The sequence below is a fragment of the Hespellia stercorisuis DSM 15480 genome, from assembly GCF_900142165.1.
GTDB lineage: Bacteria > Bacillota > Clostridia > Lachnospirales > Lachnospiraceae > Hespellia > Hespellia stercorisuis.
Genome location: NZ_FQZY01000011.1, coordinates 16,110 through 30,012 on the forward strand (window position 1 = coordinate 16,110; position 13,903 = coordinate 30,012).

Sequence of the window (13,903 nt, forward strand, 5' to 3'; positions counted from 1 at the left end):
TACCAGGAAAAGTAACGAAAAAGAAGGTGACGACTTGACATTAGAAGAAAAAATCGAGCATTTACAAGCCTCTTCCATGGAGGAGGCGAGAGCGGAGAGCAACGCGATCATCGATGCCCACCGCGAGGCTCTTGAAAAATTATTCGAGGATCATAAAGAAGAGGCGCTGCGGCAGGCCGAGACCCGGATCAAGGCAGAGACGGTCAATGCGAAGCAGCAGCTGAACAAAGCGATGTCAAAATCGCAGATAGAGTTAAAGAGGCAGCAGGGGCAGATCCAGCAGGATCTGAAGGACCAGCTGTTTGATGAGGTTCGTGCAAAGACCGTGGAATTTATGAAGACGGAGGCGTATGATGACCTCCTCGTGGCATGGATCAAGGACGCGCTGAGTTTTGCGGGCGGCGAGGCAATCACGATCTACATCAACCCGTCCGATGAGAGGAAGCAGTCGGACCTGCGGGATGCAACCGGTGTGAGCATTATGATCAGCAGAGAGGATTTCATGGGTGGAATCCGTGCGGTTCTTCGGGGGCGCAACATCCTGATCGACCATTCCTTTAAGACGAGTATAGAAAATGAATATGCAAAGTTTATATTTATGGGAGGTGACGGACGTGCTTAATACAGGAAAAATATACGGCATCAATGGTCCGGTCATCTATCTGAAGGGCAACACGGGATTCCGCATGTCTGAGATGGTTCATGTGGGCGAGGAGAAGCTGGTCGGTGAGGTCATCTCGCTGGATAAGGATCTGACCACGATTCAGGTCTATGAGGAGACGTCCGGTCTGCGTCCGGGCGAGGAGGTCGTTGCTACAGGCAATGCGGTGTCGGTGACACTGGCTCCCGGAATCCTGAATAATATTTTTGACGGAATCGAGCGTCCGCTGGAGAAGATTTCTGAGACCGGCGGCGCATTTATCACCCGCGGTGTCAGCGTGGATTCGCTGGACCGCACGAAAAAGTGGAAGGCACATATGACCGTGGCTGTGGGAGATGAACTTCGGGGCGGTGAAATCATTGCCGAGGTACCGGAGACCCACGCCATTATGCACAAATGCATGGTTCCTCCGCATGTGCAGGGGACGGTCACAGCGGTGGCGCCGGACGGCGAGTATACCATTGACGATACAATCGTGACACTGGAGCTTGCGGACGGTACAGAGAAAAAGCTGTCCATGACTCAGCGCTGGCCGATTCGTGTCCCGAGACCGACCAACCACAGATTCCCGGCATCCGTACCGCTTGTGACTGGACAGCGTATCATCGATACCATGTTCCCGATCGCCAAGGGCGGAACGGCGGCAATCCCGGGTGGATTCGGTACCGGAAAGACTATGACACAGCATCAGATCGCCAAGTGGTCGGATGCGGATATTATCATCTACATTGGCTGCGGTGAGCGCGGCAATGAGATGACACAGGTTCTGGAAGAGTTCAGCGAGCTGATTGACCCGAAGACCGGCAATCCGCTGATGGACAGAACCACGCTGATCGCCAATACCTCCAACATGCCGGTTGCTGCCCGTGAGGCCAGCATCTACACCGGGCTGACGCTGGCGGAATACTACCGTGACATGGGATACGACGTTGCCATCATGGCAGACTCTACCTCCCGTTGGGCCGAGGCACTCAGGGAGCTGTCCGGACGTCTGGAGGAGATGCCGGCAGAGGAAGGTTTCCCGGCGTATCTGGCATCCAAGCTCTCCGCGTTCTATGAGCGGGCGGGCATGATGCACAACTTAAACGGAACGGACGGTTCGGTATCGATCATCGGTGCGGTTTCCCCACAGGGCGGAGATTTCTCAGAACCGGTCACACAGAATACAAAGCGTTTTGTCCGCTGTTTCTGGGGATTGGACAAATCCCTTGCCTACGCGAGACATTTCCCGGCCATTCACTGGTTGACCAGTTACAGCGAGTACCTGACGGATCTGGGGGTGTGGTATCAGGACAATGTGTCCCCGAAATTTGTGGATTATCGTAACCGTCTGATGGCACTTCTGAATCAGGAGAGCAGTCTGATGGAGATCGTAAAACTGATCGGAAGTGACGTGCTCCCGGATGATCAGAAGCTGATCATCGAGATCGCCCGCGTCATCCGCCTGGGATTTTTGCAGCAGAATGCATTTCATAAAGATGATACCTGTGTCTCCATGCAGAAGCAGTTCCTGATGATGGATACCATTCTGTATCTGTACAAACAGTCCAGAGCACTGGTTACCATGGGGCACCCAATGTCTGTCCTGAAGCGGGAGGACATCTTCGAGCGCGTGATCGCCATCAAGTACGATGTGCCGAACGACCGCCTGGAATTATTTAAGCAGTATAAACGAGACATCGATACATTCTATCAGACTGTATTGGAAAAGAACGCATAAGGAGGAGCTATTATGTCAATTGAATATTTAGGACTCAGTAATATCAATGGCCCTCTGATTGTGCTCGAGGGTGTGCAGGATGCTTTTTTTGACGAGATCGTGGAATTTGTCATCGACGGCACCGAGCGGAAGATAGGACGTATTATTGAGATATATGAGGACAAAGCAGTTATTCAGGTGTTTGAGGGAACGGAAAATATGTCCCTGAAGAACACCCACACAAAACTGACGGGACGTCCCATGGAGGTGGCGTTGTCACCGAACATGCTTGGACGGACTTTCAACGGAATCGGCCAGCCCATTGATGATCTGGGACCCATCGTGTCGAATCTGAAGCGGGATGTCAACGGACTTCCGCTGAATCCGGTGAAGCGGGAGTACCCGCGTAACTATATTCGTACTGGTATCTCTGCAATCGACGGGCTGACGACACTGATCCGTGGGCAGAAACTGCCGATCTTCTCAGGAAATGGTCTGCCACACGATCAGCTTGCGGCACAGATTGTAAAACAGGCATCTCTGGGAGATGATTCGGATGAAGAGTTTGCTATCGTGTTTGCGGCCATGGGCGTAAAGCATGATGTGGCAGATTTCTTCCGCCGTACTTTCGAGGAGAGCGGCGTGTCGGATCATGTTGCCATGTTCCTGAATCTGGCGAATGACCCGGTGGTGGAGCGTCTGATCACGCCGAAGGTGGCGCTGACCGTGGCGGAGTATCTGGCATTTGAGCAGAACAAGCACATTCTGGTTATCCTGACGGACATGACATCCTTTGCGGAGGCCATGCGTGAGGTTTCCTCCTCCAAGGGTGAAATCCCGAGTAGAAAGGGATTCCCGGGGTATCTGTACAGTGAGCTGGCGACGATCTACGAGCGTGCCGGAATCGTGCAGGGCGTAAACGGATCTGTGACACAGCTGCCGATCCTGACCATGCCGAACGACGATATCACACATCCGATTCCTGACCTTACAGGATACATCACTGAGGGACAGATCGTTCTGGACCGTGATCTTCACGGACAGTCCATCTACCCGCCAATCAGCATTCTTCCGTCGCTGTCACGTCTGATGAAGGATGGTATCGGAGAGGGCTACACCAGAGAGGACCATCAGGATCTGGCAAACCAATTGTTCTCAGCTTACGCAAAAGTAGGCGAGGCGAGGAACCTGGCGTCGGTTATCGGCGAGGACGAGCTGTCCCCAATCGACAAACAGTATCTGGCTTTCGGTAAGCTGTTTGAGGAGAAATACATCGGCCAGGGGCCGGAGGAGAACCGCACCATCGCGGAGACGTTGAACCTTGGATGGGAATTGCTGGGACTTTTGCCGAGAGAAGAGCTGGATCGAATCGATACGAAGATTCTGGATAAGTACTATAAACCGGCAGCACTTCCGGAGGATGTTACGACCAGTGCGAGTCCGGGCTCTGTTGCAAATGCGGATCTGGACGCGGCACTTCCGAAGAAGGACGAGGATGAAAAGTAGCGGACGGAGTTCGCTTTCAATATAGAAAGGAAGGGATGCTATGGATACCCGTTCATTTCCGACAAAAGGAAATTTAATGCTGGCAAAAAATTCCCTTGCTCTTGCGAACCAGGGCTATGACCTGATGGATAAAAAGAGAAATATCCTGATCCGGGAGCTGATGGAGCTGATCGATGAGGCGCGGGACATACAGGAGGAGATCGACAGTACCTTTACGTACGCCTACCAGTGCCTTCAGCGGGCCAATATCGAGATGGGAATCAGCACGGTCTCCCAGCTGGCGTACACGGTGCCGATTGAAAATTCCATCGTGATTCAGACCAGAAGTATCATGGGAACCGAGATCCCTCACGTGAAGTACACGGAGGATTCCGGTGCACCGACGTACTCTTTCAGCACAACAAGGGAGTCCATCGATGTGGCAAGGGCGGCATTTCGCAAGGTGAAGGATCTGACGGTAAAGCTTTCGATGGTCGAGAATGCGGCTTACCGGCTTGCCAGCAATATCAAGAAGACACAGAAGCGTGCGAATGCTCTGAAAAATATCACGATTCCGACGTACTCCAAGCTGGTCTATGATATTACCAACGCGCTGGAGGAGAAAGAGCGTGAGGAGTTTACGCGGCTAAAAGTAATTAAGAGACAGAAGCAGGCGAAGTCGTAGCACCGGGACGGATGCCGCGGGCACAGGGGAACTTTCGCTGTACGCGTGACTGTCCGCGAGCGGTCGCCGGATGGTTTGGAGATTTACTTTATGCTATATGAGAAGAGCGGGTAAGACTGAGGGGAATACTCAGATTGCCTGCTCAATTTGTTATATAAGGGATGAAGAGTCCTTATCGAAAAGCGGCGAAGTTACTGAACAATCATGAGAAAGCAGCGAAGCGGATTCCGGGGTTTCTCCCAGCAGCTGCCAGATTTCGGTGATTGCCCGCGCTTATCTGACATGGTATACTGAGTATGCAAGAATATGTCACCATTGCCCACAATAATGCAACATGTTATAATTTTGTGGAGAAGAAGTTTTATAAAGAATGGAGAAATGAATCGTGAATGATAATTCGTATCATAATCCGAATAATCTGGGAGATCAGATCAAGGATATTATCTCAGATGCTGTCGGAGGAGAAAATTATGATCAATTGAATAAGAAGATTGCAGATACGGTTAATTCTGCTTTGAATGAGGCCCGCGCAGGAATCACGAAAGGGTTGAGTGAGGCAGGGCGTGCGACGGGGCAGGCCATGGGCGGTGCGGCAGGGCAGGCTGCACGTGCGGCGGGGCAGGCCCTGGGAAGTGCTGCGGATTCTGTCGCACGGGCTGCGAAGGCTGCGGGACAGGCAGCGGATTCGGCAGCGCGAAAAAATGGAAATGTGGTGCAGCCGGGGAGTGGTGCGGCAATCGTTCCGGCCACAGCACCGGTGAACAAAAAGCAGCTTCGCAGGGTACGCTTTGGACTGATGCTTGGATTTGGTATCGCGGGGATTGTAATTTTCAGTGGCCTCACGCTGGCATTTTTGATCTGTTCTCTGGTGGGACTGCCGGGAATGTTTCCGGGAGCTGTAGTGTTCGGGCTGCTGGACATGGCCTGTATTACGGTGACTGCGTGCGGCGGACATGGGATGAAGTTCGGGAGCCGGCTGAAGCAGTATCTGCGGATTATGAAGGACCGGTGTTACTTTGAGATTGAGGAGCTTGCAAGGCGGACCAATCTGCCGCAGAAGCGAATCGTGAAGGATCTGGAGAAGATGATCCGCTGGGGCGTGTTCCCGGAGGGGCATCTGGATGAGAAGAAGACGCAGTTTATCGGAGACCACAAGACGTATCAGCAGTATCTGCTCGCTCAGGAGAGCCTGAAGGAGCGGGAAGATCGCGAGGCGAGGGAGGCCTACGAGCGGGAGCACGAGAGCGACCAGATGCGCGAGGTGCGTGAGGCAATCGAGACAGGACAGCAGTTCCTCACGGAGATCCGAACGGCCAACGATATGATTCCGGGGGAGGAAGTGTCGAAGAAGCTGGATATCACAGAGATGATCGTCGGAAAGATATTTGACCGGATTCGTGAGAAGCCGGAACTCCTTCCGGAGATCAGACGGTTTATGATTTATTACCTCCCGACGACGCAAAAACTGATCCACGCATACAAAGAATTTGACGGACAGCCGATACAGACGGAGAGCGTTCTGAAATCCAAGGCGGAGATCGAGAAGACTCTGGATACGATCAACGAAGCATTCTATAATCTGTATAACAGCCTGTATCAGGACGAGGCCATGGATGTGGCATCGGACATTTCTGTGCTTCATGCGATGTTTGCACAGGAAGGGCTGACCAGGGATGATTTTACAAAGTAAAAGACAAATTATAACAAGTAATCATAAGGAGAGACGAACATGGAGAATGATTTTTCAGCAGAAGCACCAGTATTGACACTGGATCCGGTATTTACAGAGATGAACGGATCAGCGGTTCCCGAGGTGGTGAAAGAGGATGATGTGAAGCCGGTACAGTCTGTGATGGACGACAGCATGCTCTCGCCGGAGGAAAAACAGCAGGTAGAAGCATTTGCCAGCCAGATCGATCTGAATAATTCCACGATGATTCTGCAGTACGGGGCGGGGACCCAGCAGAAGATGTCAGGGTTCTCCGAGAAGGCACTGGAGAATGTGCGCTCTCAGGATCTGGGACAGGTGGGGGATATGCTGACCAGCCTGGTGCAGGAGCTCAAGAGCATTGATACAGAGGAAGAGAAAGGAATCTTTAGTCTGTTCAAAAAAGGTTCAAACAAGATCGAGAACATGAAGCTGAAGTACAACAAAGCGGAGGTGAATGTGGGCAAGATTACAGAAGCACTGGAGAAACACCAGATTCAGCTTCTGAAGGATGTGTCAATTCTGGATCAGCTGTATGAGCTGAATAAAAACTATTTCAAAGAGCTGAGCATGTATATTCTGGCAGGGAAGAAAAAGCTGGAGACGGTAAGGGACAATGAACTGCAGACATTGCGTCAGCAGGCGACGGTGAGCGGCAGGGCGGAGGATGCCCAGGCGGCCAATGACCTGCAGGCGAGAATCGACCGCTTCGAGAAGAAGATCAGTGATCTGGAACTGACCCGTATGGTCGCGATCCAGACAGCACCACAGATTCGTCTGGTACAGAACAATGACACTATGATGTCGGAGAAAATCCAGTCCACGCTCGCCAATACGATTCCGCTCTGGAAGAGCCAGATGGTGCTTGCGCTGGGCATTGCGCACTCCAACGAGGCAGTCAAGGCGCAGCAGGCGGTGTCACAGATGACGAATGAACTGTTGAAGAGAAATGCGGAGAACCTGAAGATGGCCACGGTGGAGACTGCGAAGGAGTCACAGCGCGGTATCGTCGACATCGAGACACTGAAGGCGACGAATGAATCACTGATCTCTACGTTGGATGAAGTGATGAATATTCAGGTGGAAGGCCGCCAGAAACGTCAGGAAGCAGAAGCAGAGCTGGCGAAGATGGAAGCAGACGTAAAGGCGAAGCTGTTGGAAATTCGAGGCTAATGCACGGGTACGCCCAAATTTCACCTGACAGCGCATTTCCGACCTGGAATGAACCGGGGGAACGGGGCTGCGGGGATGAATGTATCAAAGCGGCGAAGCGGATCGTGAGAGTCCGATTGGCTGTATCAAGCGTAAAAAAGGGGTAGAAGGAGAGACATAGGTATGAGATTACGGAATATTCCGAGGGCAGAGTCTGTCATCGAGGCACATCCCGTTGCAATAAAAGACGAAATATCAAGAAAAGGAAAATGGGGCGAGGAGTTTGGAAATGAGCGGCCGATCCATATTGAGATCGGCATGGGGAAGGGGCGTTTTCTACTCAACATGGCGAAGCTGCATCCTCAGGTGAACTACATTGGGATTGAGCGTTATTCGAGTGTGCTGCTGCGGGCGTTGGAGCTGTACGATACAGAAGAATTTTGTGATCTGAAGAATGTGCGGATGATCTGCATGGATGCGGTGCAGATCGATGACGTGTTTGATAAAAATGAGGTGTCGAGGATCTATCTGAACTTTTCTGATCCATGGCCGAAGGCGAAGCATGCAAGAAGAAGACTGACCTCACGGGAGTTTTTGGCGCGCTATGAGCAGATTATTCCAAAAGGCGGACAGCTGGAGTTCAAAACAGATAATACAGAGCTGTTCAACTTCTCTCTGGAGGAGGTGCGTGAGTCGTCGTGGGAGCTGAGTGCATATACATACAATCTGCACAACCACGAAAAAATGAACGAGGGCAATGTGATGACCGAGTATGAGGAGAAATTCTCAAAACAGGGGAATCAGATCAATAAGATGATCGCGGTACGGAAGTGATTGTCACGGTAAACAGAATGCCGGCATATTATACAATAACAAGAAGCATGCGGATGCGTGCGCAGGTCATCAGCTATTGACCGGCAGTCTGTTATTGATAATATGCCGGCATTTTTGATGTCAGGGAGACAGGGATGAAGAAAAGAAGATTTAGGGATTGTGTGAAATGCAGACTGTACAATGTACCGTCACTGAATAAAAAACTGCTGTGCTGGAAAAGGGGCGTGGATGAGATCTGCGGGATTCTCAATAACTGCCGGGGACGGTGACCGGGCGGAATGAATACTTCAAGTGAGATTCTGCGCAATAAACGAGTCCGCAATCATAGCTTTTTCGGTAATATTAGATGAGGATACAGTGATATATTTCGGCGAGTGAGAAAAAAGTGAAAATAAAGTAAAAAAATGCTTGCATTTTCAGTAGGTCTATAATATAATAAATCTTGCGTTAATCAAGAAGTAAATACCGCATGCGCGATTAGCTCAGTTGGCAGAGCACCTGACTCTTAATCAGGGTGTCCAGGGTTCGAACCCCTGATCGCGCATTCAAAGCACTGTTTTCGATGACGAGAGAAGCACCGGGGACGGTGTTTTTTTGCGTTATGGGAAATTCCTTCGTATGCATTTTTTCATATCTTGATTGGGTGCAGTTGGTGCAATTGGGGACGTAGCAAAATTGCAATTTTGCTACGTCCCCAATTGCACTTTTAGTAAATCGGACGCTCGCTCCCGGTGCCAAGAGCGCACAGAAAGATGCTGTTTCTGTCCGGGAGAATGCTATTTTCAACAAGAACATGAAAAAAATAATAAAAAAAGATAAAATGAGATTATATATGATACTATGACTCTCTCTTCAAACAGAAAAAATATAGGAGTGCTTCATGGAAACGGGAGGGGGGAACACTTTCCAGGGATATTTCTGGTTGTTTTCAGGAATAGAGGGATTTTAATGGTAAAAGATAAGTGGGAGAAAATCTGGAAGGAAAAAGGGAAGAAAGCCCTGATTGTTGTGAGCTGTATCGGTACAGCTCTTCTTTTCACGCTCGCAATTGTGAATGCACAGAAAATTCAGGTAGCATTTAACCCGGATGCGTACTCAAATACAGACGAAGATGGAAATTCTCCGGTCGATTATGATTCCACTGTGTTTGGCTCTGACACGAATACGGATGACGGGCTGGAGTTGGATGATAAGTCAGAAGAGGACTATGAACTTAATGAGGGGACTGATAAAAGTATACTGGACCAGAATCAGAACAGCGGGCAGGGACTTCAGATTGGGGACGAGTCGGGCTCTGGAACGGAGGGAGAAGACTTGCCGGGCAGCACCGCTGGAGCAGTGGTCGGTGCAGGGAATGGTGACGGTAATGCGCTGAATGTAGGCGGAAATGGTTCTGGGAATAACAACGATGGCAGTCGGGGAAACAATGGCGGCACTGGAGATGGCGGAGGAGACCAGAATAATCCGGGTGGAGGAGATAAGCCGAATAATCCAGATAAGCCGAATACCCCGGATACGCCGGATAACCCGGATAACCCGGACAATCCGAATAAGCCGGACAACCCGGACAATCCAGATGACCCGGATACGCCGGACGATCCGGATACGGGAAAATATGGTACGGATTATAAGAACCCGGAGCATATCATCAGCGATCAGCCGGGCGCGGACGAAGACCAGAAAAAGGGAGTTACCGCGGTATCACTGACGGTAAAGCGTGGATCTCTGATGCAGCATTTCTTTGAGGGAGAGACTCCGCGTTCTTCCGAGATGGAGTCGTATATCACGGTCGATGCAGTTATGAGTGACGGATCGGTCCGCAGGAATCTGAAGTATATGCCAACGAAGGACACAGGTGGCGACTACACGGTGGACTGGGGCGGAAACCCGGGAAATGAAGCGGTGAACGGATCGACCAAATATCCGGAGGTGGGCAGAGAAAAAGGAAAGAACAAGGCTACGATCAGGTATCGGGGCGCATCGCTGGAGGTGGCGTACGACATTGTCCACTGGCAGGTCACGCTTCATGATTTTGACGAGTCATCACAGAAGGATGCAGAGGGCTACAAGGTTTTAAATGAGATCGTATCGCCGGAAGAAACGCCGGTAATTTACCTGTTCGATCCGATGCAGGATATGTACAACCTGATCGGGGAGCGTACACTGACCAACAATTCAGGCCAGACGAATTACAGCCACGTGAATGTGGGATATGACACCGATGATATATGGAGTCCGTTCAGAAACTGCTACAAGGAGTACTTTGGCGGCTGGACGGATACTCCAGAAGATGAGAATACAGAAAGTGTCGGATATTATTATAAAATGAAACGGCCGACGGCCGGTCAGATCAAAGACGGTGTGTATAATGTGGAGATGTCTCCGCTGTGGGCGGATTATTCTGAAAACAGTGATTACCAGATCGGACTGTATGGTGATGTGGGCTGGGAATGGTATACAAAGCTGCTGGGGTATTCCGGGAAAAATCCAACACTGGTCATTCCGCAGGGAGTGCAAAGACTGGAAACATTTGAGCTGTACTATTTTGCAAGTGATACAGGCGGAGAACTGCAGAATACGACGGTGAAAAAAATTGTTTTGCCGGAATCTCTGAGTCAATATTCCAACTTAATGGGGAGCGATTTTATTAATTTTTTCCCGAATCTGGAGGAGATTGAAGTCTCGGCCGGCAACCAGACCTATATGAGTGTTGACGGTGCACTGTATAACAAAACCGGCAAAGTCCTATTGTCGGTCCCAGCGAGAAAGAAAGCGATATCCAAATGGTCCAGGACGGTACAGCGAATCAGCACGGATGCATTTCAGCATGTAAACATGGACAAGGTGAGTGTTCCGGAGAGCATTGACAACTGTCTTGTCGGGAGCTTCTACAATGCCTCAATCGGAACGCTGACGTTCAACTGCAGGGACAAACTCCTGCTGAGCCAGTCATCCTTTGATTTTGACAGTACGGTCATGGATTCAGGAATCAAAAAAATCGTGGTCAAGGCAAAGGAGATCGGCTGGAATACGGTGGGCAGCAGTACATCGGCGGATTTGTTTCGTGATCTGAACAGTGCCGGGGTGGACATCAGCAAGATCGGACTTCGGATCGTGATGCCGGATTCCGCGGGAAATGCAGTCTATCTGTCTGCTCTGCGGACACTTCAGAACGGAGTCGACGCTTACAGTAACGATATGGATGATGCATATTCGATTCTGGCCACGGGGCAGCAGGCGCAGAAAACCTATAAGTATCAGGATGGATTCCTGTTGTCCGGGAATAAGAAAACACTGGTTGCCGTGTCGAATCAGATAAAAGGTGACAAGGAAATTCCGGGTGGAGTTGAAGTGATCTCGAAAAACGCTTTTGAAGGATGCAGCCAGATCGTGACGCTGGGAGTTCCGAAAGAGGTCAGAAAAATTGAGAAGAACGCATTTAACGGTACGGAGGGGCTGGCAGCCTTGTATATGCGCGGTGATACGCCGGCAAAGTTCCAGTCGAAGATATTCGGAGATTCTCTGAAAGAGGGATTCAAGATCTATGTTTCAGAGCAATCCTACAGTAAGTACATGGAGCAGACGACAGAGTCCCTTGACAACAGCTACGGAGAGGGGACGGCAAATACAGTATTTGCGGTACTGCCGGGTATAGACAAGGCGATCATCAATGACGGAAGCACGTATTTTATGAATGCGGATGGCACTTACAGCCTCTATAAAGTAAAAGAAACAATTGCCGGAGTCTTTACGCCCATGGAGGGGACCACAGTATTTCTGCAGGGCTGCTTTGCAAACTGCAGGCGTCTGAACGGAATTGTGGTGCCGGATACGGTGACCGCTCTGGAAGGAAAACTGTTTGCCGACTGTCCGGCGCTCGAGATGATCGTCTCAAACGGAACTGTCGCACCGGAGGCGGACATATCGGCCTTTGATGGCGTGGCGGTGGGGCAGATCCGGCTATACCTGCCGGCAGTGAATGGAATCGAGGATGAATACGCGGGAAAGAACTGGACTGGTTTTCAGTCCGCTGCGACACCGTTTGGCTCTTATACGGCGATGGATGGAAACGGAGATAACGATGCGGTCTACGGTGTGCAGGATTCAGATGAAATGCACGAAATGGTTACCTATCATGTGATCTATGCGGCGGTCAACAGCAGTGACATGTTTGAACTGAAGAACGATACGACCGAGATCTGTCAGGAGGCGTTCAAGGGAACTGCTGTGACAGCGGTATCCAACGCAGGCTCTGTAGAAAAAGTCGGTGCATCTGCATTTGAGGACTGCACGGAGCTGATCGGAATTGATCTGAACAGTTCGACCTGGGGAGCCCCAATCTCATTTGACACGGCGGCATTCAAAAACTGCAGCAGTTTGAGCAATCTCACCTATACGTCGGCTTCCTACTGGCCGACGATGATTCCAGGGAGCGTCACAAGCCTTCCGGATGAGTGCTTTGCCGGTTGTATTTCAATGCCGGGCGTCTGGTTCCCGACAGATCTGACGACAATCGGAAGAGAATGCTTTGCTGGCTGCACGGGGATCAAGACGGCAGAATTTCAGGAGAATGTCACAACGCTCGGCGAGGCGTGCTTTAGGGGCTGCAGTGCATTGCAGGAGGTGACTTCTGTAAATCCGGAGAACATGGGAAACTATTACTCCATGCCATACAAGCTGACGGAAGTGCCGGCGTACTGTTTTGAAGGATGCGTCTCCCTGGGAGAAACTTGGCTGCAGTCGGAGGTGACCAGTGTGGGTGATTACGCGTTCGCAAACTGCGAATCTGTGCCGTATATGGCATTCCCGGCTGGATTGACAAAGCTGGGCGAGGGAAGCTTCTTGAACTGCAGTTCCATGGCAGAAACCTATGCAGACAACCCGGAGGACGGGGAGACCTATGGTTCCCTTCCATATAATCTGGAAGAGGTGCCTGCCCACTGCTTCGAAGGGTGCAGCGCACTTGTCGGGGCGGAGATACAGGCGGCCACGGTTCGCGTAGGCGATTATGCATTTGCGGGCTGTGCATCGATACAATATGCAGTATTCCCGGCGAATCTTGCACAACTGGGAGTGGGAAGTTTTCAGAACTGCACAACTCTTGAAAATGTGGTCGTGCCGGGGGCACTGGAATTACTGGGGGATGCAGCATTCAGCGGAGACACGGCTCTGACGGCGGTTGAGTTCGGGCAGACTCCTAGCAATTTGGCCGATATGACAGATGTGCAGCTGATTCGTGAGACGTATTTTAAGGATTGTCCGCTGACAACGCTGAAGATGGGAGATAACGAGCTTATCGAAACCGACAGTGGAGAGGGCGCAAAGGCGGCAAAGGCTGCAGCAGATGAGGCGAAGGACGGCATGAAAAATGACACTGATGCGGAGCAGCCGACACAGGGGACAGAGCAGCCTGTGCAGAGTGCAGAGCAGCCGACACAGAATGCGGAGCGGCCGATACAGGGCACAACAGAGCAGCAGACAAATGTAGAGCAGCCGGCGCAAGGTGCAGATCAGGATGCGGTGGACGAGGAGACCAAAGCACCGGATAGGAAGACAGCGGATGACATGAACACAGATGGCGCCGGGATAGATGAAATGGAGAAGGATGAGGCGATGCCGGATAAAACTGTGACGGATGGAACAGAAACGGAGTAAAGCGGTACCGGATGAAAAGACGTG

General features: G+C 51.0%; 9 protein-coding genes and 1 tRNA gene. All 10 read left to right on the forward strand.

The window, feature by feature from the left end; translation table 11 throughout:
* The first annotated feature begins 34 nt into the window (after positions 1-34).
* The 10 genes from BUB85_RS04080 (at position 35) to BUB85_RS04120 (ending at position 13,879) form a co-directional block, all read left to right on the forward strand.
* Positions 35-622 carry a V-type ATP synthase subunit E gene (locus tag BUB85_RS04080; RefSeq protein WP_073105857.1) on the forward strand — a complete coding sequence of 196 codons (588 nt, stop codon included), beginning with the start codon at positions 35-37 and terminating at the stop codon, positions 620-622.
* Complete coding sequence (locus tag BUB85_RS04085; RefSeq protein ID WP_073105605.1) at positions 615-2,381, forward strand: V-type ATP synthase subunit A; 1,767 nt, start codon at positions 615-617, stop codon at positions 2,379-2,381. Before BUB85_RS04080 ends, BUB85_RS04085 begins: the two co-directional genes overlap by 8 nt.
* 12 nt (positions 2,382-2,393) lie before the next feature.
* Positions 2,394-3,866, forward strand: coding sequence for a V-type ATP synthase subunit B (locus BUB85_RS04090; protein ID WP_073105611.1), 1,473 nt, complete (start codon positions 2,394-2,396; stop codon positions 3,864-3,866).
* Positions 3,867-3,906: 40 nt separating this feature from the next.
* The gene (locus BUB85_RS04095) at positions 3,907-4,530 is read left to right on the forward strand and encodes a V-type ATP synthase subunit D (protein WP_073105618.1); all 624 of its coding nucleotides are present in this window, start codon (positions 3,907-3,909) and stop codon (positions 4,528-4,530) included.
* Positions 4,531-4,915: 385 nt separating this feature from the next.
* On the forward strand, positions 4,916-6,220 hold the full coding sequence (locus BUB85_RS04100; protein ID WP_073105625.1) for a 5-bromo-4-chloroindolyl phosphate hydrolysis family protein: 1,305 nt from the start codon (positions 4,916-4,918) through the stop codon (positions 6,218-6,220).
* A gap of 39 nt (positions 6,221-6,259) precedes the next feature.
* Positions 6,260-7,411 (forward strand): toxic anion resistance protein, encoded by a 1,152-nt coding sequence (locus tag BUB85_RS04105; protein ID WP_073105630.1) that lies wholly within the window; start codon positions 6,260-6,262, stop codon positions 7,409-7,411.
* A gap of 162 nt (positions 7,412-7,573) precedes the next feature.
* Positions 7,574-8,224 carry a tRNA (guanosine(46)-N7)-methyltransferase TrmB gene (gene trmB, locus BUB85_RS04110; RefSeq protein ID WP_073105636.1) on the forward strand — a complete coding sequence of 217 codons (651 nt, stop codon included), beginning with the start codon at positions 7,574-7,576 and terminating at the stop codon, positions 8,222-8,224.
* 134 nt (positions 8,225-8,358) lie between these two features.
* Positions 8,359-8,493 (forward strand): hypothetical protein, encoded by a 135-nt coding sequence (locus tag BUB85_RS22195; protein WP_278319576.1) that lies wholly within the window; start codon positions 8,359-8,361, stop codon positions 8,491-8,493.
* Between the two features lie 202 nt (positions 8,494-8,695).
* Positions 8,696-8,768, forward strand: a tRNA-Lys gene (locus BUB85_RS04115).
* Positions 8,769-9,172: 404 nt separating this feature from the next.
* Complete coding sequence (locus BUB85_RS04120) at positions 9,173-13,879, forward strand: leucine-rich repeat domain-containing protein (RefSeq protein ID WP_073105640.1); 4,707 nt, start codon at positions 9,173-9,175, stop codon at positions 13,877-13,879.
* Positions 13,880-13,903: the final 24 nt, after the last annotated feature.